This is a genomic window from Blautia coccoides (assembly GCF_034355335.1).
GTDB classification, from domain to species: domain Bacteria; phylum Bacillota; class Clostridia; order Lachnospirales; family Lachnospiraceae; genus Blautia; species Blautia producta.
This window is the reverse complement of record NZ_CP136422.1, coordinates 1,560,966-1,584,230: the sequence shown is the minus strand read 5'-3', so window position 1 is coordinate 1,584,230 and position 23,265 is coordinate 1,560,966. Positions and strand designations below refer to the sequence as shown.

Below are 23,265 nucleotides of genomic sequence, written 5' to 3'. Positions count from 1 at the left end.
AGAAAGACCGCAGAGAAATTCCCTGCGGTCTGTTATCTTATATATTCTTTTTTACGAGGACTTCGATTCTGTTCTTTGACCTCTTTTCTGGTACGCCTCACGGCATCGGTCACAGGTTTCCTCGGCAGTTCATTTTGATAGCAGCCTTCCAAAATCCCTGTCAGATAAAAATTGGATGGGATGGCCGGCTGATCCTTATAAGGTGCATTCATGGTGTAAACCATCACCTTACGTTCTACACCATTTCTATTTTTCACGCATATGCTCTCTTTTCCATACAGATGCGGATATCCCTCATAATAATCCAAGTTTCGTTCACACTCCGGTGTGATCTTCCACAACACCCCATCCACATGGCTTCCTTCTTCCGGCAGGATCGTAGCAACGCCACTCTCCGGATTCCTTCCGCAAAACGTCAGTCGGTATCCTTCCAGCCGGACATTTTCCACTAGGTCTGCCTCTGGACATCGAAACGCCATCTGGTCTAAGTTCATAATGCTGCCATAAGCAAAATAATATCTCTCTTTCATCTCTCACCTCCTACCGGGCATCCCTTGCCCTCTGATTTCTCTGCAGGCATTGATAATTACTTCTGTCATATCTCCACGCCCTGTCACTTTCCAGATTGGCAAGCAAATGTTCCCGGACATTTTTATATTCCGGTCCGATCAATCCAAGGCGTAGCAAGAATGTGCGGAACGTGAAACAGGGATTCTCTGAAATCTCGGTTTTGCGCATCTGGGTGCACCTCTGATTGATGGCCTGCGCAGATATGGCAAGTGCAAGGGTGATATTGGCCCGCACTTTCCCGGCATGAAGGGTACTTTCAAAACAGCGCCATTCCAATGTTCCTTTAGAGAACACTGCATGGAGATTCAAGGCATAATACCGGGTCCAGTTATAATGGTCATAGCTTCCATCTCCCCCTTCATACCATGCCCGTTTCAGTTTCTCCATAGAAATGGTACTGTTTGGCATTCTCCTGATCTTTTCCAACACAGTCAGGCGCACCTTTTGACAATAGTCTTGTTCCCTTGTTGTCTGAACTTTCAATGCTTTAAATAAGATATCCTCTTTGGCATACATAATCGTCAACGCATTCTTCAGGCTCCGAGGTGTATGATTCGTTGCATCAACATGAACATGCATACCGCAGGATGTATTTACCCTGCCCCCATGCTTTCTCAAACACCGGACAACCTCCTGCTGTTTCCCCATTTCCGCATATTCCAATTTTGGACTCACGATTTCGGTACTATATGCTTCATCTGCCCACTCCATCCTTCCTCTAACTCTGCGCTCTGTCCGGATGCTGGAATCATATGAGAATTTCCATTCTTTTCCTTCCCCGTCTTTCACACACCATGAACGATAAGAGTTTCGATAATACGGTTCTGATTGAAACAATTCTCCAACTGTGCGGGCTGCATTTTCTCTGGTGATTCCTGTCATCTCAATTTCTGTACCAAAGTATTGGTTCTGGATTCCGATTGCCATCTTCCCTTACCTCTGCGATGCAACATCTTCCATCTTGTTCTGATGGTCTGCTTGCCGCAAAAGTTTTCCAATTGCCTCAATCACCGGAATCGTAACACCATTTCTTGCCTGCTTATATAACTGGCTGTCTGAGGTATCCTGCTCCATCAAATCAATCTGCCAGCCATAATATCCCTGCAAGCGCAGACACTCTCTTGGCACTAACTTCCGGATTCTCCCCCGGTAGATTACACCATGCCTGTCTGTTGCCGTGATGGTAAACATCGGCTCATCTGGCTCTTTCATCCTCCGTCCATTCTGCCTTATTTCAGACTTGGCTGGCGTAAGGACTGCTCTGGTGCCTGTTTCTTTCAATACTCCCGAACATTCCCCTTTGTGATTATGAAAAGTGGAATTTGGTCTCGTATTCAAACACCTGCAATGCTCTGTCACAAGAGGCGGCGGAGACAGATCTACAAAATGGAGCGTTCCCTGCTGGATGCCAGTAGTAATGGTATGGGCAATCTGCCGCCCGACACGCCCCCTCCGGGTATTCATGCCTGCATATCCAAGAGCAATGCTGTCCCCTGGATATGCCATCTTATATCCTTGTCGAGTATTCTCTTTGATCGGAACACCCACTTCATATAATCCGGTTTTACCACCAACGCCCCAGCTCCGGAAGTCAAAGTACAGCTTAACCCTTCCGGGCGATAGTTTCGCTCTCCCTGCCTTCCTTCTTGGACTTGTATAAGAGCTGCTCCATTTGTTTCTGGGAAAGGTAATATTTTTCCGGCACATCTTCCATCAAGATATCCGACAATATACACCTTCTTCCTTGACTGGAGAACTCCGAAATCCTTGCTGTTAAGCACTTTCCATTCCATATGATACCCCAGCTCAGATAGCGTACTGAGGATGGTGTGAAACGTCCGCCCTTTGTCATGCGATAACAATCCGGGTACGTTTTCAAGGATAAAATACGCAGGTCGCTTGTCTGTAACCAATCGGGCAATCTCAAAGAAGAGAGTTCCTCTGACATCTGCAAATCCTTCTCGCTTCCCGGCAATAGAGAATGCTTGGCAAGGAAATCCTGCGCACAATCGATCAAAGTCTGGCATTCGTTCAGTCTCAATGTTTCTTGCGTCATTGCAAAACCACTCCCCTTCCGTATCGAACAGCAATCGGTAGTTCTCATCCGCATAAATATCCACCTCGCAGTGTCCGACACAGGTAAAGCCTCCTGCCCGTCTGAGACCTTCACGGAATCCCCAGATTCCGCTGAATAAATCAAAAAATCGAATGGTTGCGGCTATCAACCTCCTTTGCTGACAAAGAAAGACGGTATGGTGTTCCATACCGCCTGCTTTGTTTCATCATTTGTATAATAAGTGTCTTTCTGTTCCCGGCATTATGCTGTTTCTTCCAGATCTGCGTCCTCTGTTTCAGAAGATTCAGTCTCCGCTTCTTCCTCTGTATCTTCCAGACTCTCCATCGGCTCTGTCGTCCCTTCCTCTTCACCGGTTTCTTCTTCCGGTTCCGTCATCTCTTCCTCTTCACCGATTCCCTCTTCTGGCTCATATTCCTCAGCTTCTGCAGTCTCTGTCTCTTCGCTCTCTGGCAGTTCATCCACATCCTGATTTTCGATTTCCTGCCACTTGGCTTCGATTTCTTTTATCGCTTTTTCTATGATCCGAATGATAAAATCTTTCTGTTTCATTCCTTCTTTTGCGATTGCCCATTTCACCTTCTGGAACAATTCCTCGCTTACCTGTACTGCTAATGTTCTTTTTTCCATGCTCAGTTCTCCTTTTCCTTCCAGTCTGTTAAAGTGTTCTTCAATCACCTGCTGGATAAATACTTGTGTGCTGCTTTCATTGAGTTCGATCTCCGCTCTTACCTTTTCATGCAGTTCAAGCGGGATCTTTCCGCATATGTTCTTCATCTCTGCCATAAGCGTTCTCCTCCTAATATATAAGTGTAGGGTTTCAGTACCCAACAGCCAGTTGGGACTTAATCCTCTCATTGTTTAAGCTGTATAATGATTAGGCATCGGTCTGACAGAGTTCTCCTTGGACCATTAGCGTCCGTACGAAAGCCAGTCAGCCAGCCTGTCATTGCAGCCGTTCGATTTATGCAGGTTGAACTATCACTCCACGTTCGTTTGATACCCCAGGAGATTGAATCAGCAATGAGGAATGCTGGAATCCATGCAAATTCACTTTTGGAGGTACGTAGAATGTACAACGCAGTAGGGATTGATGTTTCAAAAGGCAAGAGCACCGTCGCAGTCCTGCAGCCTGGCGGCACTGTAATCCGCAAACCTTTCGATGTTTCCCATACTTCCCAGAATCTCATTGAACTTGCACATTACCTTGGTTCATTAGAGGGCCTAACCAAAATCGTTATGGAATGTACGGGCAGATACCATGAGCCCATGCTTAAGGCTCTGTACGAAGCCGGATTATTCGTTTCCGTTGTGAATCCCCACCTGATCAAAAACTTCGGCAACAACTCCCTGCGCAAGGTCAAATCTGACCCGGCAGATGCCCGCAGGATTGCACGCTATACTCTTGACAACTGGGCAGAATTGCGCCAATATTCAGGTATGGACAATACACGTACTCAGTTAAAAACTTTAAACTCTCAATTCAGCTTCTTTATGAAGCAGAAGGTTGCCGCAAAAGCAAACCTGATTGCACTGTTGGATAATACTTATCCCGGTGTAAACAAACTCTTTGACAGCCCGCCCCGTGAGGACGGAAGCGAAAAATGGGTTGATTATACTTATTCTTTCTGGCATGTGGACTGTGTCCGCAAGATTGGGTTAAAAACCTTTACAGAGCGCTACAAGGCTTTCTGCAAGAAACACCACTACATCTTCCAGCCGGACAAGCCCGAAAAACTGTTCAATGCCTCAAAGGAATTGGTTGCTGTCTTTCCAAAAGAGAAGACCTATAAGCTGTCGATCCAGCAAAGCATCCAGCAGTTAAACCTTGCTTCCGGACATGTGGAACGTCTCCGTCAGGAAATGAATGCGCTGGCATCCACCCTTCCTGAATACAGCACCGTGATGGGCATGTATGGCGTTGGGAAGACTTATGGCCCGCAGCTCATCGCTGAGATTGGCGACGTGTCCAGATTTACCCACAGGGAAGCACTGACCGCCTTTGCAGGCGTTGACCCCGGCGTGGATGAGTCCGGCCAGCACAAGTCCAAGAGCAACAGGGCTTCAAAAGTTGGCTCTGCCAGGCTGCGCAAGACCTTATTTCAGATCATGACGACCCTGCTCCAGAATGCCCCTGAGGACGATCCGGTATATCGTTTTCTTGATAAAAAGCGGGCACAGGGAAAGCCTTACTATGTCTACATGACCGCCGGAGCGAATAAGTTCCTCCGCATTTATTATGGCAAGGTCAAAGAGTGCCTGCGGAACTTGGAGCAGGCAGAGTAACACCCATTTCTATATCACCCCTTTCAAAGCCGGCAGTTCTGGCGGCTTAAAAGTTATGCCCTAAAATATCAAATCGACTTTTTGAAATTTTCTTCAAAAAACACTTGACTTTTTATTAGCAGGCTTTCTTTTTGTTACACACAACATACTCCAAAGAACGATGCAAAGCTATTCACAATACCCACTAAAGAAGTCATGTCGCCAATATGGAAAACGAAGCATATACAACAATGCCGGATTTTATGCTCTCATAGGCCTCACCCCCTTCACTCCTGTTCCATCTGAAAGAGAAATTCCATCATCTGATCTGGAATCTCTTCCGCTTCCTGCTTCATAAAAGGTTCCGCGCCGCCACTTTTGAGCCCATCCCGAACAGCTTCCCTCACCATTTTTGCCAGCCATTTCCCATCCTCTTTTTTCAAGATAGCTTCCACGAGATACTGATTCTTCTGTCCTTCCGGAACACTGCATAAGATCTCCCATGCCCGGTTATGCTCCAGATTATTTAGGTTTGGACGGAACGAAAAAACGGGGCGGCTCACAGCGCCCTCATTTGCCCCACAATCCGCTCATATCCGGCTGCGTTGGCATGGACGTCCGTTAGGTAGATTGGGCGGCACAGGCGGTCATTTGTGGTCACACGGTGCTTTAGAATGACGGAGCCTCCGCCCATAAAGACGGACGGAATCACCCGCAGATCAAAGCCTGCCTCTGTAATCGCAGACAGAATCTTCTCGATATATACCCGCCCCTGATACTGAATCACAGACACGACCTCTTCCGGTATACTGCAGGACTTTCCGTTTAAGACACGCTCAATTTGGATATCCGTCACAGACATTCCAGTGCTTCTTCTCACCTGCTCCGAGATCTCATCCTTGCACCGGATGACACCCACCTCCAGACCCCTGCAGGTTGCCGCATTGGGAACAGCATTATCTAATCTCATCAGATCCACCGTCCACCCGCCGATGTCGATCAGCAACACAGATGGTTCATCCTTGAGATATTCTGGGTATAGAGCCAGCGCCGAGTACCCCTGCGGAAACAGTTTCACATCTTCAATCTGGATCTCATAACGCTCCCCTTCATATAGAAAACGTAATGGTTGCTCTTTCCGGAACAGATACTCCCGGAAATGCTGTTTTTCCCTGCCGAATCCTGCCAGCGGAAGTCCTGCAGCAAGAACAACCTTTGTCATTTTTTCGCCTTTCCGTTTCCGGATCTCCTGCGCCAGTGCTGCCATTGTCAAAAGATAATAATTATCACTGGCGGTTTTATCTTTTACCAGAGTCTGGCGTCCGGTACCGCAGACATAATAATTTCCTTGGTATTGGAGAACATTCTGCATGGTATACGGCTCATACTCATACCGTGTGATCCCGGTAGGAAAACACACCTGCCTTGTCTTAATGGCATAATATCCGTGGTCGATTCCTATCACCATAACGATCACTCCCTTCTCTATTCTGTTGTATTTGTGGAAAACTCCGGCGAAAGACATTCCCGGAGTGTAGAAATGTATGCGGCTGGAATTTCATGTTCCTTTCCAGCCTATTAGAAGTTACCTTCCCCCGCCCCGACTGACTGCCGGAGGCGGAATGAAGTGCAGGTTCCCTTCAATGATCAGGGCGTGTCTCTGAATGCGGACACTCTTTTCCTGCTCCATCTGTACCACTTCTTTGTATTCCTCAATTGTCAAAAAGTATCTGTGGTACTCTCCTTTTTCTCCGAGTCTGGCATTCTTTTTCAGAAGGATAAATTCCACCATGTGACGGGTTGCCTTTTCAAACCGTTTCTCACACAGCATGGCATCCCCTTTGGCTGCCTGTATCCCTTCGGACTCTGTTGCTACTGCCAGTAATTCATGGATACTGATATGCATTTGATTCCTCACCTCCCCTCAAAAAAAGACAGGCACCTATTCGGTGTCTGCCTCTGTGGGATACCCCATTTTTTTCTCATCACAAATTTGTTTTATATTCTCTTCCAGCCATCCTCGGATCTGATCACTTGGTGCATTTTTACAAAAGTCAATCAGCCATAGTTCATGCTGACGGTAATCACACTCTGACAGATCATACAATACAATGTCACAAGTCGCATCATATAATTTGTCCAGTAGCCGGAACTGTTTCTGAAACTGACCGGAGAATTCATCCCAGATATCAAGGTTATAATGGCTCAAATCCAAAAAATTAGTAATATAGTCAGCCTGTCTAGATCAGAAAATGTCATCTTTTCTTTCCCAAGCAGAATATTCCGCTCCCTCTCCCCACGCAAATATAAAAACGCAAACTTTTCTATATCCTTTTGACGCATAAATATCCCCTTTCCAAAGACATTTCTTCCTTAAAAATTTTCCTCCCAGTTCCTTTTGTCTCACTTTTACAACCGATTTTATCCTTATTTCCCTGTAAAATCAATGGAAAAAGTGCAAAAAGTGAGACATATTTGTCCACACTATTTTGCAAGGAGGGATTTTTGATATGCCAAAGCCTAAGACACACTCTGGTGAAAAGAATCTGATCAGTCAGAGGCTCATCGAACTTCGCCGCCAGCACATATCTGTCTCAGAGGGATCTTGCCCGCCAGCTTCAGTTAAATGGCTATGATATGGATAAAAATGTGATAACCAGAATTGAAACGAACAAACGATATGTTACAGATTTGGAATTAAAGGCGCTCACGGAGATATTCCACGTTTCCTACGAATATCTAATCGAGGGGAACGATAAGAAAAAGCCATAGCATTCTGTTCCTTGATAAAAGCTATGGCTTTTCTTTAGCATTATTCCTTCTTTCTTCCCATATGTTTTATAATTTTTCCCCTACTCATTATTTTCGTTTGCATTACTTCTTAGGTCAGTTTACAAGGAACTACACGCAGACCACGAAACCGGGGCTGCTGACGACAAATAAAGGCTGAGTATCAAGCACCGGGAAAGTGCAAGATATTCAGCCTGTTTTGTTGTCTGGGTTTTCCAAAGGGGCTTGCCCCTTCGCACACGACTTTGCTTGCAAAGTGTAGTGTGTTATACGCTCTGTCGGCGTTGCCGTAAAAATACAGTTGCCGCCGGGGAAGGCAAGGGCATTTGAAGTGGAAGGAAATTTCTCCATTTTCAAAGTGGTGAACCATTGCCGGAAGTCCTGAATCAGTTTATGATAATTATAATCAACAAGAGAGTTCATATAAGGCTTACTCTCCTTACAGAACTCTCCGATAATTTCAATCATTATTTTTTCTTCTCTCAATTTGCTCATAGGCATATGCCATGACTGATGTAAAAGATAACTTTGGATTTCGTCTTGCAGGTCCTCATGTTGAAATGGTGTAAAATCAAAGAAATCATTTTCACTGTCACAGATTTCTTTCCCTTCTCTTTTCTTGTATTCTCATACAATTTTGAAAGCCATAAATTATCTTCCATTTCCCTTTCTCCTGAAGGCTGGTGTTTATCATTGTCTCTTACACAATACCCTAACACTTAGAAAATATCCATTCATCAGATCTACCAAATAAGTAGTTGTTGGGGCGAAAATTATAAACAGCATTTACTCTTTGCCTGGAATTTATAGTTCTTTATCTTGCTAAGAAATTTCGTACAGATACTTCACTCTATCTAAGAAGTACGTGCTCGTATTATCTTTACTCATTGTACCTTATAAGCTATTGGTATTTATCCACTTCTTCTTATTTTCAAATCTAAATCGGAGATAAGAATATAAATTCCATAAGTTGGCCTTAATTTCAAAGTCTTTTCTATAATATAAATCTAGTCTTAAATGGAATCTGGTGATGGCTACAGTCCTATATCTGCTTTATCCGGATGGACTCCCCTGAATCGATTCTCTTCACTAGACACTGTCTCTTAAAATCATCTATCCCTACCTTAAAGAATAAATAAAACAATACGTTATAGTATCTGATCAGCACAATCTCTTCCGTTGTTTTTTCCTTTGACTTCATACACACTTTCCACTTTTCACTGTATATTTGGTTCAATTTATCCACGTATTTTTATTTTATATACTTAATATACGCCCTATTTTTAGGGGTGCATTTAACCACCAAAATAAACTGTATTTGCATATAACTCAAAGATCTCTTCCTTAGTATATTTCGATTCCATGTCCAATGCCGCAAAAACCTCTGCCGCTTTTCGCTCAATCTTTTTATCCTGTGTAAAAAGCATGTTCTTCGCAAGCTGCTGTGTGATAGTGCTTCCTCCTTCCACAAATGATATCGCCCTTATATCTGTCCATGCCGCACGTCCAATCGCAATCAAATCTATTCCACAGTGTTTTGCAAACCTGTGATCCTCCACGGATATCGTGGCATCTATGTAAAACTGCGGCAGTTCGGAATAAGATGTAAACCCTTCCACGCCACGGATTTCTTCCACACGCTCATTGATTGGCTTTTCTGTCACTACCTCCTTATAGATCTGGTAGCCCTTCACGCCGAAAAAAACGCAATACTGCAACAGTTACTATTTCTTTTCCCCGCCGAATCACTACACCGTAAAGGCAATCCGAAGTTATCACTTATTCTTATTTTTGAAAAATCCAATAAAATTAAAGCAATCCCCACAATAATGACTGTAGTTCTTACCGATGAATCTGGTGAAAATAAGCAAAATACAACAAGTCCCGCTCCAGCACCTGGAAAAATCTACCATCGATTTTTCATGTTTTATTATGACCTCTACACTTCCTTTACCATCTGCATTTCTTTGAATTGCATATCCAAGAATGTATACTCAATCTCTTTGATTTCCTGAAAGCCGACGGAAGCATACATTTTGCGTGCAACTGTGTTTTCCAAAGACACACTGATATACAGTTTGTCCGCATTATGCTTGTTCTTAAAATACTCCAGAAATTCCAGCACAGCTCGCTTTCCATAACCTTTTCCCTGAAACTGCTTTCCAATCATAAAGCGGCTCATAGACCAGTCGGGTAACATATCATCATAGTCGTAGAGCACAAAGCCAACCATCGTTTCATCGTGGTAGATTCCCAGGGTGTAAAGGCCATCCTCGTAAGCCGCTTCTACCAGAGACAGCTTGTTATCTGCAACAAATTTCACCTGATTATCATCAACGGTCAATGCCATACAATCCCAGTAATTGGTTTTGTCTATTTCCCGAAATGTCATTTTAAATCCTCTCATTCTAAATAGTCCTGTTTTTCCGTCTCTGTAACAGTTCACTAAACCGGAATTTTACCGTTCCGACTTTAACATTGAATAATAACTGGCATCGCATATCCCTTGATTGTTTCGATCGGAACTACGCAGAATTCCTTCATACTTCATTCCGCATTTCATCATTACTTTGCCGGAATTTGGATTTCTTGGGTCATGTCTTGCTTCGATACGATTTACATTTACCTTGTCAAAAAAGAAGTCCATAACCGCTTTCATTGCCTCAGAAGTGATTCCCTTTTTCCACCATGTTCTTCCAATACAATATCCGATATGTACCATAGAAACATCTTCATTCGTTTTGACAACGCTAATGGAGCCAATAGGTTCATCGCCATTTTCTTTTAGAACAATCGCCCACTGATAATACTTTACATCAGAATAGGAGTTTACCCATTCTTCTAGTACAAACTTACTAACATCAATATTGGAATGTGTGGGCCATGTTAAATATTTTGTCACCTCGTCATCGGATGCCCAGTTTTTGTACATGGCAACCGCATCTTCCTTAGTGAATCTTCTTAAAATCAATCGTTCAGTTTCTAATCTTTGTGTTCCACAATGTAGCATATTCTTTTATTTTCCTTTCAACTTTCGATTTGACAATTACTTTGTATTTTCTTCTATCGCTTTTTTACTGTTTCGATATAGTAAATTAAAAACTAATTCTATAAGCATCGGTATAATTGCATACCCTGCATTATCTACTTTTCCAATAAGGCATAAAACAGCCCCAATCAAAGTTAATACACAGAATACTACACACAGGCCCAAAAATATATTTTTTTCATTGTTTCTCTTTTTGGAATAAACATTTTACCTCACACTCCTTCAACTCCCGAGTTTGCCTTTAGACTTTCCCTTGTGTTATATCCTTTTCCTTTATGTTACGAACTCTTATAAGGGTAAAAATAAGTGAAAGAAAAATCTGTAACAAATAAGCAGAGCCTGTTCTTCTTTCTTTAACCGTTCAAATTCCTTAATCAGATATAATTTGAATTGTGGAGATACCCAGCTTGCAAACTCAAACGCAATATCTTTATATGCGTATGTTCCGCCATACCGTCCTGCCTTTGCCACAATGCCCCTTGAATTTGTACGGGTTACCCATTGTTTAACCGACATAATAAAACGGTTTAATCCCGCCTCCAACATGATTTCTTCATAGGCGGCAACATTGAAGTCTGCATTATAAATTTCTTCCCATATACCAAGAAATTCTATTGTATTCTTGTTGCGTAACCATTTTTCTATCAGAGCCGGTCCTTTGTCAATTTTCCTCACCATATCGGATTCATGCTGATCACCTATATACCAAACTTCATCCGGCTATAATTCAGTTTTCTCCAAAGCCAAATCGAATATCCTTTTGTTTGGTTTGCGGAAGATATAATTGCTTGAGGTAATGATAAATTCAAAAGCATTTTCCGGGAGCAGTCTGTTGATACGCTCTGCAACCACAGAGGGAGCATAACAAATATTACTGATTACGCCTGTGCGGATACCTTTGTTTTTCAAATATACCAAAAAATCTTTTATACCCTTTGTCGGCATTCTCGGAGCAGCGGCATCCCAAAATACTGTATCAATTTCAGAGTTGTTTAATGCAATCTCTATTCCCTGCGATTCATAAAGATAGGGCGTAAACATTGTATTGGGTATCTCTATCTGAAATAAGTGTCTTTTCTCAGGATCAAATCTCCCGAATTCCCGATTGATTTCATTTGCTTTAGCTTGGCACCTGCTCTGCCGACAAATGATACTTATTTCTTGTAGCATACTGCAAAACAGCCTCTGTTCCCCTTATACCGTCAAAATTCAGTTCTGCAATAAATGTCTGGCCATAATCAAACAATACCATTTTAGGTATCTTCATACAATTTATCTCCACATTCCAAGGTAAATGAGCATTTTTTTAAGCTCTTATACTTTCCTTATTGTGTGACCGCACCCATGCGGCGATAACTAATAAATTCATCTCTTTGAATCCATAATCAAGCATCTTTTTCACCACTTGCACTGCGTAGCCGTTGTTTCGGTACTGACATCGGCAGCATACTCTATTTCCATATAGCCGTCATATCGATTCATACCTCCCAGGCTTATAAATCCTATAAAATTATTATTTCTTTTGTCGACAATCACTTTAAAGCCCCTGTCATTTTTCCAGCATTGGATTGTATTCTGGCTGTCAGTAATCGAATTGTAGAAATCAATTCCACTTTTTCTCAAAGCTTCGTCAAGACACTACAAAAGCTATACTACAGGAAATTTAATATACCGTATGCACAACCAACTGTTCCTCCATTAAGAAGCAGTTCCTTAACTCTTTTTTGCAAACTAGTTTCTGCTGGCAGGCTTTCATTATCGGTATTCACCGGAACCTGAAACAGCCATTCGATATATTCTCTATCCTCTTTCTCCTCATGGATAATTTCAAAACGTTTCTGAAAAGATAGTATATTTGATTGTTCCGACAACAGCGGTTCTAATGCCGGGGATAATAACCATGAACTGCAGGTATATTTTTTATATGGATAACTGCCATAGTAAGTGTGAAAAAATATGTTAGCCTGCTTCAACGAATTATCAACAGCCTCCTTAGATAAATTCGAATCTGACGGCACATGAATCCCTATAACATTCTCTCCTTCGTACTCTTTAAATTCATACTCCAACTCACCAATGCGAAATATTTTCATGCTAAGCTGACGGTAAGTCCACCATCCTCGATCAAAAAACATTCTTCCATTTTTTCTTTTACACTCATCAATAAATCTCGTAAAACATTTCATGGTTTCCATATAAACTATTTGGGGTATACTTTTTTTCTGATACTGGTCAAACACCCGCCTGGCACATTCTAATTGGCAATACAGCATTTTTAAATTATCCTCATTTTCGGCCAATACTGTCTTTAATTCCTCGTAGGACTGCGCTGCTGTTTTTCCATCTATCAATTTATCCAAATATTCATCCATCTGGCTTAAATGAATTTCCCCACAAATAACTCTTAATTTTTGAATTATTTCATCCTGCAAACCGATTAAATGATATAGCTCATGCAATCTCATAGATAGCCACCTCGCTAACTTCTTGTTTATCTTTTGATCTATTCTTTTCTACAAACTTGAATTTTCTTCTCTATTAGCGGTTATATTTTGCTCCTGCATAAAGCAGCAACGCCAATCCCACAACAAATCCCAATGCAAAAGCGATAAAACTTAATGCTGAATCTGTTATACCGATTATTATAGCAGTCACCAAAAGACCAATTCCAATAATGATAACACCCCAACCTGATATTTTACAAAAAGCCTTTTTATCACTTGGAGACACTTTTTCATAATGATAACTATGAAGTAAAGTGATTTTTTCCACATCAAATAACCAAGTGTTATGAATACAATTCCTATCACTGCGACTATAATTGCTCCAACCATATCAATACACCTCCAAATCCTTATTTTCCATGTTCCATTCTCACATTCTAAAACTGATGTATAAAATATTCTGCAATATAGCGGCTTTTCATTTCCACTGTGCCGCAGTTTTATCTATTGTTTCATTTACAGGTTCTTTATCGATTGCCATGTCTCGCATCCATTTCGCCGGCGTGTATACTGCAGCAATACAGAAAAAGGTAACCATTAAAAATAGAATAAACGAAATCTTACACTTTTCCCAGTCCCTCCTAGTCGACCCCTTTTCTTAAAATATCTCTGCCGAACGAGAGACTTACTCTGTCCGGCAGGATATTTTCAACCTTTTACTTACAACTCATTAATTGTTGCGGTAATCGCCATATTGCATATCCGTTTAGATGGAGCATGGGCTGCAATAACAGCAGAAACAAAAATAAAAACTGTTACTACAGCGAGCAATGCAATCGGCAAATGCCATGCCACTCCAAAATGACGTGTAATCATCAGCGTATGCAGAAAACGGCTGAAAGGAATTCCCATTCCACAACCCAATATCAGACCTGAAACAGCATAGGTAAAGGCTTCCGCCGAAATCATTCGTGTAAGCTGTTTATTGTCCATGCCAACCGCACGCATTGCACCATACTGTTTTGTTCTCGCAGATACACTCATAGAAATACTGTTAATTATATTAAATAGAGTAATGACCGCAATAATTGCTAAAAATCCATAGCAAACAATCCGTGATGCCCAATAAGTTGTGTTGTTCGTCCGATTACTTTCCCGTTGGTCAGTAACAGCGATATCGTCATTTTCAAGTTTTCTGATTTGTGCTACTGTTTCATCTGTAGCATCTTTTCCCAGTTGAACACCAATCAAACCATATTTTTCCTGTCCCATGAGGCGGTCAAACGTTTCCTGTGAACAGATGATAATCAGATTATCGCCAAACAGTCCTTGTGACAGGGCGCAGGAAATCTCAACCTCAGTGCCTGCAATCTGAATGGTATCGCCGACTTTTAGGGAGTTGTTTTTATTAAAGACTGTCGCAACCTTGTTGCTGTCTCCATAAACTTCATTCAAGGTTCCCTGAGCAATATTTCCTTTTGCATAGTCCAACAGCGTATCATCATAGGAAACAATATTGATATGGTCTATCCCAGCTCTTGAAGATGTTGCAGGAATATTACCCATATAGCTACTGCCATAAGCATTTGTAACGCCATCTATTTTTCTGATTTCATCAACCAAATCACGGTCAAGAACCATTTCATTACTATAACTGGCTAACGCAAGATCCGCTGAGGTAACATTTAGTGATGGCAGCAACAACCGTACCATATCCATCACAATGGAAAAAGAAAGAAACAATATAATACAGAGAGCAAAAGAGGCTGTCAATAAACACCAGTTTTTCTTTAATGCTACTGCATGATGTATGCCCAAAGAACAGTCAATTTTCCCAACACCTATCTTTGCGGCATGGTAAACAGTAGCTGTGTTTTCCATATTACCGGAAACTGCCGACATAGGGGAAACCTTAGCAGCACGTTTTGCCGGGGATTGTGCCGCCAAAAGTACTGTTACAATTCCTACCACGGCTCCGCTGATAAGACCGGCAGGACTGATTTTGAACACCGGTGTCACAGCAAATTCACCACCGACAACATAGCGGAGTACCCCGCAGATGCCCCAACTGATGATTGTACCCATAAGGATTCCAGCGGGTACTGCTATCTTGCACCAATTCAATGCCTCCAGCCGCACAAAGCGGATGACTTGCTGGCGGCTTGCGCCAATACAGCGCATCATGCCAAAGAACTGTGTCCGATTGGCTATATTGCTGTTCATGCTACCAGAGATCATCAGTACGCCTGCTAAGAGCACTATAATAAACAGAATCACTGCAATTCCGTAGAAATTCTTCATAGCGGTATTGCTGCTTTGCCCTGCCATACCCATTACACCGGTATTTTCTGAGATGTTTTCCGCCGGCAGCTGATATTGTGCCTGCAATTCTGTGATGGCTTTGGTTACTTTCGTCGCATCCTCGAACTGCACATAATAGGCTGGCTCATTGTCTGTAATTCCATTATTCTCCATAATGGAGGCAAATGCTGTTTGTGTCATATATACCCCTACTAAATAGGTCTGATTTTCATAATATCCTTTATCCTCTGTACCAAACCCAGATATTTTAAACGTTGCATCTCCGGCAGGGGTATGCAAGGTTACATTTTCTCCAATCTGTGCTCCAAATGCTGTTACAGCATTTGGGCTAAGCATAACTTCACTATCATTCTGCGGAAAAGCCCCATCCGTAATTCCATTTGAGATCTGGTTCATATAGGTTTCTTCGGTACCATATAAGACAGCTTTTTTTTCGCGAATACGATACGGCTGCCCTCCTTCATAGTTAAACACGGAAGATGCACCTACGTCGGTAACATCTGTACGTCTACAGATTTCCTCTGCAATATCCTGTGAGATATGATCCAGTTGAAGATGCCAGTTTCCATGCTTGCTCAACATGATGCTGCTTTCCGTCCGAATCATCATGTCTGTTACACTGAAAATCGCAGTCACAAGAAAAACAGCACATATAATGCATAGAATTGTCATACGGTTCTGCCGCCTGCGGACCTTTGCAGAAATCGGCACAAGACTAAGATAGCTTTTCATTCACTGCACCTCCCCAGATCGGTCAGCACACCATCCGACACCTGCAGTACCCGGTCTGCAGTCTGTGCAATGCTCCGACTATGCGTAATCATAATAATAGTCTGTGCGTATCTCTTTGACGCATTTTTCAGCAAAGTAATTACCTCACTGCTGTTCTGCGTGTCCAGATTTCCAGTCGGCTCGTCAGCGAGTATCAGCGAAGGCCGTGAAATCAACGCACGCCCGATTGCCACCCTCTGCTGCTGACCTCCAGATAACTGGCTCGGCAGATGGTTCCGGCGTTCTTTCAAGTTAAGAACTTCCAAAAGCTCCTCCAGATACTTCTTATCCGGTTTCTGATAATCAAGCAGTACCGGGAAGATAATATTCTGCTCAACAGTAAGCTCTGGGATCAGGTTGAATGCCTGAAAGATAAAGCCGATGTTCCTCCTGCGGAAAACCGTCAACTTGCTCTCCTTCATTGCAAAAATATCTTTGCCGTCGATCAACACTTTTCCTGATGTCGGGTTATCCAACGCACCAATCATATTGAGTAATGTACTTTTTCCGGAGCCTGATTCCCCGACAATAGCCACATACTCACCCTTTGGGACAGAAAAATTGACTTTCTTCAATGCCCGTACGGATGTTTCACCACTGCCGTAAGTTTTGGAAATTGATCTTACTTCTAATAAATCCATATTATAAGCACCTCTTTCTCATATTTTTAATTCGATGAAAGTATACCATCCAAACCTTACTGTAATATTACTGTAAGCCTACAATTTTGTAGGGATTAAAAAACTCAGGGTAAAAGTTGTTCCGGCTCCTAACGTACTGTCCACTTCTATCGTGCCATTGTGCGATTCAACAATCATTTTTGCGAGAGGAAGACCAAGGCCAATGCCTTGCTTGTCTTTAGAAAAACGGCTCCGGTAAAACCTCTTGAATATATGGTGCAAATCCTCCGGCTGGATGCCGCTCCCATTGTCCTTTATGATAATCTGAACTACAGATGCAGACTTTTTCCATTCAATCCAGACAAAATTCCCCTTTTCTGTGTGGTCAAAGGCATTTTTCACAATATTTTCTACTGCCTCTATCATCCAGTCATGGTCACAAAGCAGTGAAATATGTTCATCCCCGGTCATCACCAGTTCCTTCTCTTCCTGCTTAGCACGGTATGCAAAGTGCAGTTCCACTTCTCCCATCATATCCGCCACATTTTCCGAGGTCTTTTCAAATACAATGGAACCGGCATCCAGCTTCGTAATCTTCAGCAGATTCTGTACCAGCGTTTCGATCCGGTCAAGTTCTTTTTCTGACAGTGCCGCAAACTCCTGAATTTGCGGCAGTTCTTCCGTTTCCCCCTGCAGAAGTCCGTTATAAATATTCAATGCCGCAAGAGGAGTTTTCAGCTGATGGGAAATATCCGATATGGTATTTTTCAAAAACTGTTTCGATTTTCTCTCATTTTCTACATTTGCGTCCAGAATGGCAGCCAGAGAATTTACCTCATGGAACAGCCGGTACATTTCCCCTTCTTCATCACATTCTATCCTCGTCTCCCTGTTACCGGAAATGTATTCTGTGATCTGAGCCACTGCATTTTCCATAATTTCATTCTGTTCTTTAAAGTATCCATAACAGGCTGCCATAATCGCAATACACATGAACAAAGCGCATAACAGAATATAAAGTGCTGCATTGTTAAGTTCAAACATCATGAATGACACGGAAACCACGATAAATATCAGCATACAAACCATAATTTTATAAAATAAAGCCTTAATTTTTCTGTTTGCCAGTATTTTCATGATGCACCTCATTCAGCCGTGTTCCACTTATAACCCATGCGACGGACGGTCACGATCCTTTTGGGCTTACCCGGATCATCTTCAATCTTTGTCCGCAGTCTGCGTATATATACCGTAAGGGAATTATTGTCTATATAGTTTTCATCACAGTCCCATAACCGATTTAGAATCTGCTCCGGGGAAAGAACCTCATCTGGATTTTCCATGAATAAACATAACAATTTATACTCTCTCGCCGTTAATTTGACCTGCACATTATTTTTATATACTTCTCCTTTCAGAAGCTGAACCCTTATACCGTTAGAATTCAATTCCGTATCCGCCTGATTAAAATTATCGCTCCTTCTAAGCAGGGCATTGATTCGCGACATAAACACCGCCAGCTTGAACGGTTTTGTGATATAGTCATCGCCGCCGATATCCAGCCCCATGATAATATCTGTTTCTTCATCCATAGCGGTCAGAAACATAATCGGCACTTTCGAGGCCTGCCGTATTCTTTTACATATGTCAAATCCAGAACCATCCGGCAGGGATACATCCAAAATCACTAAATCATATGCTCCGTTTTCCCATAACCGGTCCGCTTCATCTTTGGTATGTGCAACATCTAGCATATATCCCTGCTTTTTCACGGCAAAGGATAAGCCATTTATTAAACTCAAATCATCCTCAACTAATAAAATCCATTTCATTTATTTTCACCATCCTTTTATCAGCTGCTTAATCTCCTTAGAAATAACTCCTGAGCTTCTTTATACACTTCCATTTCACTTACAGCCACAACTTATTTTACCTCTATAAGCATATTATCTCAACTCTATCATCGACAATACAAGAAAACTGCCACCGACAGTTTTTCTGTATAGTGCGGCATACAAAAGAGCCGATAGACACACCTGTTCCCAGATACCTGCTACCAACTCTTATTTTTCCTATAAACCTGTAGCCGCCACCCTTATCTATTACCTTTCTCTGAATACTCAATAAAACATTATGTATGCGGCAATGCCAGCGGCTTTGGTCATTCAACCTTAAGTGACAGACTTCCAGTGAAATCATCACCTTTGAGAACGATAAAATTATCTCCGGCATTAAAAGTAAACTCGTAAACGTCCTCGGCAGTCACTTCCGCAATCATATGTTCTTCCTTATCTCCCAAAATGATATGCTCATCTGTACTTCCGAGCCAATAAAGGGCAGCCGTACCGGATTTAATATTAAGTGAATAAGTCACTTTCAGTGTGCTGCCATTTTCACGTTCCATCGAAGTACCGCCGAAGATATATTTTTCCCCGTTAAATCGGGTGTACTCAGCTTCATAACTTCCAACATAATCATCAATACCGAGTTCCCGTTTGCCTTTTAAGCTTTTGTCCCTAGTGAGGGAGTATCGGCTGATAGAACTCATCCAGTCATTAAATTCATTTTTAATACCATCTTTCAGTTCATGAAGCTCACTTTTAATACCGTCTTTATTATCTTCATACTCCCTAATGATACCGCGGGCCAAATCCATGCCGCACCCCGTAAGGCTTGTCGTCAATGCCGCCAGGAGCAGCAATCCGGAAATCAATTTACGCAGCATAACAGTTCCTCCTTAATTTGTTAATCGGTCACAAACCTATTAACTACATTCTTGGTAAATCCCATCCTTTATTATTCCTGTTCTGTCTCCGTCCACTAGACTTCTCTTTCTAATTTTCTAAAAATATAATCTGTCAGCGACCAGACAACAGTAATAGCAACAAATAAAATACATAGCAATACTCCACCTACAATCAGGATGATTTTCCAAAAAATTTTTCTTAATACCGGCATATGTGTTTTATTTTTCATAATTTACTATAATATCTACGAGATTTTTATCTGTCTTTTCTACCCAGAACACCTTTGCTATTCGAGCCTCAAAACGATCCTCACGGGTCAAATAGCTACTCATTATGATGGCTGGCAATTTTGTAAAAGATGTCCTTATATAATCAAGTAGTTCAAAGCCTGTTCCGTCAGCCATCCGAATGTCAGAACATACCAGGGAAAAATCATCTGCCAAAAAAGCATTCTTGGCTTCCTGAACGCCAGAAGCTGTTGTAACAATATGCCCTCGTTCTCTTAATGCCTGTGCAAGAAGATTAAGAAAAAGAGTATCATCATCCACAATTAAAATTTTTCTTATACTCTCCAAAATTTACCCTCCAATACTTTTTTATAAATTGAACCATGCACAATACTGGTAAACTCACCATCCTATATGTTATTCCTATATTGAAAATGTACTGTGATGGGGCTGATTTCCGCAATCGTACCTACACGCATATTCGGTCCAAAAAGCCCGACACCCGAAGTCACAATCGTATGCATATGGTCCTTTTTCAGATTTTTTCAGATATCCATAGGAATTCTCCCACATAAGTGCTGTAATCAGATTTGCTGGAAACATCTGTCCATCGTGTGTATGACCACACAGATCAATGTCCACCCCGGCATCTGCCAATTCCTGGAGTTCCTTCGGTTCATGGTCAATCACAATAACCGGCTTTTCCGTATCAAGTTCCCCCATCAGTTCTGCAGCAGTTTTTCTCATATTAATCCCACGTCCGGGCCGCTGTGCATCTGGCCTGCCATACAGATAAAAACTGTCATCAATCAATACTGCTTCATCCTGTAACAAATGAATACCGGCTCTCTCCAAAAACTCATCCATCTGTATACTGCTCTCTTTCTTTTTGTTTCCCCCAAAAGTAAAACCTGCCAGTATTTTTTCCTCAACATCATGATTTCCATAACAGGCATAAACACCGTGCTTCGACTGAATTTTTTGCAATACGGCAATCAGTTCTTCCGGATCATCAAGAGCCTCGTATTCATTATCAAAAATATCGCCTGCAAATACCACAAGATCTGCATTCTGTTCATTGATCTTATCTACCATCTGCATCATGTGTGCAGTACCAATGTTGTAACCCAAATGCAAGTCAGCGGCTAATACCACATTTAAGTTTTCTAATCTTCCGCCGTCTTTATTGACAGTAATCTCATATGGTGTAACCTGGATGATACGGGCATTGTATGCTCCCCATGCACTAAGCACAAGAACAACCACTGCACAGATTCCTCCCGCCGCAGCGGTCCGGCATTTTAACCTCCGTTTCGTGATAAGGAAAAGCAGGAAACAAATCGCATCTGCCATTAGAACAGCCAAAATCAGATACAGCAGTATACCGAGCCAATAATTACTGATCAATTTCATAATCCTCCTAGCCGGCCCTATCGGCAGAAAAAACGCAATCAATAATGACGCTACCAGAAAAACATAGGCCAAGCTGATTGCAACACATATCCCTGTTTTTCTGAACAATGGATTGCATGTACCCAGCCATCTGTGAAGCCGAATCAGCAGATAGCTGTTTGCGATAATATAAATTGGTGACAAATAAACAGCAAGCATAATCTCTCCATACTTTTTTCACAACACTTAAACTTTTAGGATATATGTATCATTAACGGCATCTGGCAATTCCAATACCGAGATTCGGATTTTTGCCTGAATATATCAGATCCGCACAAAATATTAAGATTAGTACCAGGCATACTGGCGCAAGTATTTTTTTCGGTATGCGCCTGAATAGATGATCAAGAAGCGGTGCATAAAAGTATACGATCACCATCCCGCCAAAGCCAAAGGCCAGCAACCCTTCTACGCAGACTCTTCCATTAAGATTCAGAAAATAATCGCTGTAATCCCACCATCTCATTCCATCATACATCTGCTCCAGAAACCATGATATGTAATACTCAATACAGCCACATAGGAGAATGATAGCCAGAAATTCCAGCAGCGGCTTTTTGCGCAGCTTATGAAGTAGTGTCAGGATCAGTATACTCCCGGAACCATAAATAGGCAGCCACGGTCCATGAAGAAATCCGCGGTTCACAAAACTCCCATCCGAAATCAAATGAAGGCAGACCTCCCATAACCATCCTGTCAGGCTCATGGTGAAAAATATCATAACCATAGGCCAAAACGAATCATATTTGCCTTCACAGACATGTCCTATTTTTTCTATCATTGATTTCCACTTGTTTCTTTCTGTCATAATATTCCCCTGAAGTATTTTCCCGGTTTTTAAACCGGCCTCTTAAATAGAAACAAACTTTTCAAACGGAATATCAGACAAATGATCTGACACGATCCTATGGGCACTTAGATGAACCGTATCAACTAATTCCTGCAGCTTTTTCCTGGCAATAGAATCTTTAAACACATTCAAACTCTGCTTCGCTTCTTCGGCATATTGATCTATCATCCTCAACGTATATCCGAAGCCATCGGAAACACTGATTAATTCCGCTATTCGCTTGTCTGTCAATTCGCTATACAGACCATTTTTGATATCCATTGCAATTTGTTTCAGTTTGGCACCATTCCTGCAATCAGAAAATGAGTAAATAGCCGGGAGTGTATAATATCCGCACCAAAAATCATTATGTATGGTCTTCTTTGCTAGGTCATCTGTGGACACAAAATCCAACAGATCATCTCTCAGTTGAAACAGCAGACCAAATTTTTCTGCAAACCGTTCTGCTGCCAATACTTCACTGTCCTTACACTTACCTTCGTAAGCACCTGATCCACAAGCTATACTAAACATTGCCGAAGTCTTTCCCAGGATATTCTCAATATACTTCTCCTCTGTAATTTCCGTATTATAACGATTATCAAATTGGCTGACCTCCCCATCACACATGGTTTCCAATTTGTCAAACATCAAACCATACCAGGGCTTGTTCTTCAGACCAGTCCGTCTAATTGTAGAAAAAATCATAAAATCGCCAGCATAGACTGCCATCTCCTTTCCGAATTTTTTCTGCACGGATAATTGTCCCCTGCGGGTATCCGCTTCATCTATAATGTCATCATGGATCAGTGAAGCGGTATGGCATATTTCAATCACCGCCGCGACCTCTGTCGCATCAACAGCTTTCCCTTTGAGCCTCGCACATAAAAGTGTCAAAATCGGCCGTATCTGCTTTCCCCTTGCGTTCAGCACCCAATCCAGCATTTTCTGCATTGACTTATTGTTTGACCGGCATAAACGTTCTATATGCGTATTTACCATCTGCAGTTCAGTTTCAAGTCCTGGCACATCCTCAATATTTATCATAAAATTACTCCTCGTCTGGCAATGCTCCATAGAACAACCATCTTTTCTTGTACTTTAC

At 41.9% G+C, this 23,265-nt stretch carries 27 protein-coding genes and 2 pseudogenes; 2 read left to right on the top strand and 27 right to left on the bottom strand.

Going from position 1 to position 23,265, the window contains the following annotated elements; translation table 11 throughout:
- Positions 1 to 32: 32 nt before the first annotated feature.
- Genes BLCOC_RS06935 through BLCOC_RS06920 form a run of 5 tightly spaced genes read right to left on the bottom strand, consistent with a single transcriptional unit; the run spans position 33 to position 3,430 of the window.
- Positions 33 to 530, bottom strand: a complete 498-nt coding sequence (locus BLCOC_RS06935) for a gamma-glutamylcyclotransferase family protein (protein WP_115624827.1) — start codon at positions 528 to 530, stop codon at positions 33 to 35.
- A gap of 10 nt (positions 531 to 540) precedes the next feature.
- Positions 541 to 1,497 (bottom strand): amidoligase family protein, encoded by a 957-nt coding sequence (locus tag BLCOC_RS06930; protein WP_115624826.1) that lies wholly within the window; start codon positions 1,495 to 1,497, stop codon positions 541 to 543.
- Between the two features lie 6 nt (positions 1,498 to 1,503).
- Positions 1,504 to 2,076 carry a DNA cytosine methyltransferase gene (locus tag BLCOC_RS27735; protein WP_330412191.1) on the bottom strand — a complete coding sequence of 191 codons (573 nt, stop codon included), beginning with the start codon at positions 2,074 to 2,076 and terminating at the stop codon, positions 1,504 to 1,506.
- A complete protein-coding gene (gene dcm, locus BLCOC_RS27730) occupies positions 2,031 to 2,834 on the bottom strand; it encodes a DNA (cytosine-5-)-methyltransferase (RefSeq protein ID WP_330412190.1) in 804 nt (267 codons plus the stop codon). Before dcm ends, BLCOC_RS27735 begins: the two co-directional genes overlap by 46 nt.
- Positions 2,835 to 2,887: 53 nt before the next feature.
- Positions 2,888 to 3,430 carry a hypothetical protein gene (locus BLCOC_RS06920; protein WP_115624825.1) on the bottom strand — a complete coding sequence of 181 codons (543 nt, stop codon included), beginning with the start codon at positions 3,428 to 3,430 and terminating at the stop codon, positions 2,888 to 2,890.
- Between the two features lie 285 nt (positions 3,431 to 3,715).
- Here BLCOC_RS06920 and BLCOC_RS06915 point away from each other — a divergent pair, with 285 nt between their 5' ends.
- Positions 3,716 to 4,930, top strand: coding sequence for an IS110 family RNA-guided transposase (locus BLCOC_RS06915; protein WP_115624824.1), 1,215 nt, complete (start codon positions 3,716 to 3,718; stop codon positions 4,928 to 4,930).
- 266 nt (positions 4,931 to 5,196) lie between these two features.
- Here BLCOC_RS06915 and BLCOC_RS06910 read toward each other — a convergent pair whose 3' ends face one another.
- The 3 genes from BLCOC_RS06910 to BLCOC_RS06900 form a co-directional block, all read right to left on the bottom strand.
- Positions 5,197 to 5,472 carry a plasmid segregation centromere-binding protein ParR gene (locus BLCOC_RS06910; RefSeq protein ID WP_115624823.1) on the bottom strand — a complete coding sequence of 92 codons (276 nt, stop codon included), beginning with the start codon at positions 5,470 to 5,472 and terminating at the stop codon, positions 5,197 to 5,199.
- Positions 5,469 to 6,377: a ParM/StbA family protein gene (locus BLCOC_RS06905; protein ID WP_115624822.1), complete on the bottom strand. Its 909-nt coding sequence runs from the start codon at positions 6,375 to 6,377 to the stop codon at positions 5,469 to 5,471. Before BLCOC_RS06905 ends, BLCOC_RS06910 begins: the two co-directional genes overlap by 4 nt.
- A 117-nt stretch (positions 6,378 to 6,494) precedes the next feature.
- Positions 6,495 to 6,815, bottom strand: a complete 321-nt coding sequence (locus BLCOC_RS06900; RefSeq protein ID WP_115624821.1) for a DUF5720 family protein — start codon at positions 6,813 to 6,815, stop codon at positions 6,495 to 6,497.
- 604 nt (positions 6,816 to 7,419) lie between these two features.
- On the opposite strand from BLCOC_RS06900, the pseudogene BLCOC_RS27520 reads away from it, so the two are divergent.
- Positions 7,420 to 7,681 (top strand): annotated as a pseudogene (locus BLCOC_RS27520) (helix-turn-helix domain-containing protein).
- A gap of 207 nt (positions 7,682 to 7,888) precedes the next feature.
- Here BLCOC_RS27520 and BLCOC_RS06890 read toward each other — a convergent pair.
- From BLCOC_RS06890 to BLCOC_RS06805, 19 genes and pseudogenes are all read right to left on the bottom strand, one after another.
- Entirely contained in the window at positions 7,889 to 8,167 is a 279-nt protein-coding gene (locus tag BLCOC_RS06890; protein ID WP_115624820.1) for a hypothetical protein, read from the bottom strand.
- Between the two features lie 827 nt (positions 8,168 to 8,994).
- Positions 8,995 to 9,363: a transglycosylase domain-containing protein gene (locus BLCOC_RS06885; RefSeq protein WP_242999048.1), complete on the bottom strand. Its 369-nt coding sequence runs from the start codon at positions 9,361 to 9,363 to the stop codon at positions 8,995 to 8,997.
- A 275-nt stretch (positions 9,364 to 9,638) separates the two neighbouring features.
- A complete protein-coding gene (locus BLCOC_RS06880; RefSeq protein ID WP_115624818.1) occupies positions 9,639 to 10,091 on the bottom strand; it encodes a GNAT family N-acetyltransferase in 453 nt (150 codons plus the stop codon).
- 66 nt (positions 10,092 to 10,157) lie between these two features.
- Positions 10,158 to 10,709: a GNAT family N-acetyltransferase gene (locus BLCOC_RS06875; protein WP_115624817.1), complete on the bottom strand. Its 552-nt coding sequence runs from the start codon at positions 10,707 to 10,709 to the stop codon at positions 10,158 to 10,160.
- Between the two features lie 369 nt (positions 10,710 to 11,078).
- Positions 11,079 to 11,432: pseudogene (locus BLCOC_RS06870) on the bottom strand (KilA-N domain-containing protein); the annotation flags it as partial.
- Between the two features lie 36 nt (positions 11,433 to 11,468).
- Entirely contained in the window at positions 11,469 to 11,918 is a 450-nt protein-coding gene (locus BLCOC_RS06865) for an HAD family hydrolase (protein WP_242999047.1), read from the bottom strand.
- Complete coding sequence (locus BLCOC_RS06860) at positions 11,869 to 12,015, bottom strand: hypothetical protein (protein WP_242999046.1); 147 nt, start codon at positions 12,013 to 12,015, stop codon at positions 11,869 to 11,871. Before BLCOC_RS06860 ends, BLCOC_RS06865 begins: the two co-directional genes overlap by 50 nt.
- 39 nt (positions 12,016 to 12,054) lie before the next feature.
- Positions 12,055 to 12,141, bottom strand: a complete 87-nt coding sequence (locus tag BLCOC_RS27515; RefSeq protein WP_334293991.1) for a hypothetical protein — start codon at positions 12,139 to 12,141, stop codon at positions 12,055 to 12,057.
- A gap of 259 nt (positions 12,142 to 12,400) precedes the next feature.
- Positions 12,401 to 13,213, bottom strand: a complete 813-nt coding sequence (locus tag BLCOC_RS06855; protein WP_115624816.1) for an acyltransferase domain-containing protein — start codon at positions 13,211 to 13,213, stop codon at positions 12,401 to 12,403.
- A 73-nt stretch (positions 13,214 to 13,286) separates the two neighbouring features.
- Positions 13,287 to 13,520, bottom strand: coding sequence for a DUF3784 domain-containing protein (locus tag BLCOC_RS06850; protein WP_242999045.1), 234 nt, complete (start codon positions 13,518 to 13,520; stop codon positions 13,287 to 13,289).
- 392 nt (positions 13,521 to 13,912) lie between these two features.
- Positions 13,913 to 16,246: an FtsX-like permease family protein gene (locus tag BLCOC_RS06845; RefSeq protein ID WP_115624815.1), complete on the bottom strand. Its 2,334-nt coding sequence runs from the start codon at positions 16,244 to 16,246 to the stop codon at positions 13,913 to 13,915.
- Entirely contained in the window at positions 16,243 to 16,926 is a 684-nt protein-coding gene (locus BLCOC_RS06840; RefSeq protein ID WP_115624814.1) for an ABC transporter ATP-binding protein, read from the bottom strand. The genes BLCOC_RS06845 and BLCOC_RS06840 overlap by 4 nt, the downstream gene beginning before the upstream one ends.
- A 78-nt stretch (positions 16,927 to 17,004) precedes the next feature.
- Entirely contained in the window at positions 17,005 to 18,042 is a 1,038-nt protein-coding gene (locus BLCOC_RS06835; RefSeq protein WP_115624813.1) for a sensor histidine kinase, read from the bottom strand.
- A gap of 8 nt (positions 18,043 to 18,050) precedes the next feature.
- Complete coding sequence (locus BLCOC_RS06830; RefSeq protein WP_115624812.1) at positions 18,051 to 18,737, bottom strand: response regulator transcription factor; 687 nt, start codon at positions 18,735 to 18,737, stop codon at positions 18,051 to 18,053.
- Between the two features lie 329 nt (positions 18,738 to 19,066).
- Entirely contained in the window at positions 19,067 to 19,630 is a 564-nt protein-coding gene (locus BLCOC_RS06825) for a hypothetical protein (RefSeq protein ID WP_115624811.1), read from the bottom strand.
- 240 nt (positions 19,631 to 19,870) lie between these two features.
- Complete coding sequence (locus BLCOC_RS06820) at positions 19,871 to 20,227, bottom strand: response regulator (protein ID WP_162209474.1); 357 nt, start codon at positions 20,225 to 20,227, stop codon at positions 19,871 to 19,873.
- 75 nt (positions 20,228 to 20,302) lie between these two features.
- Positions 20,303 to 21,292, bottom strand: a complete 990-nt coding sequence (locus BLCOC_RS06815; RefSeq protein ID WP_322255268.1) for a metallophosphoesterase — start codon at positions 21,290 to 21,292, stop codon at positions 20,303 to 20,305.
- 250 nt (positions 21,293 to 21,542) lie between these two features.
- Positions 21,543 to 22,139: a putative ABC transporter permease gene (locus BLCOC_RS06810; RefSeq protein ID WP_115624809.1), complete on the bottom strand. Its 597-nt coding sequence runs from the start codon at positions 22,137 to 22,139 to the stop codon at positions 21,543 to 21,545.
- 42 nt (positions 22,140 to 22,181) lie between these two features.
- Positions 22,182 to 23,207, bottom strand: a complete 1,026-nt coding sequence (locus BLCOC_RS06805; RefSeq protein ID WP_162209476.1) for a polyprenyl synthetase family protein — start codon at positions 23,205 to 23,207, stop codon at positions 22,182 to 22,184.
- Positions 23,208 to 23,265 lie beyond the last annotated feature (58 nt).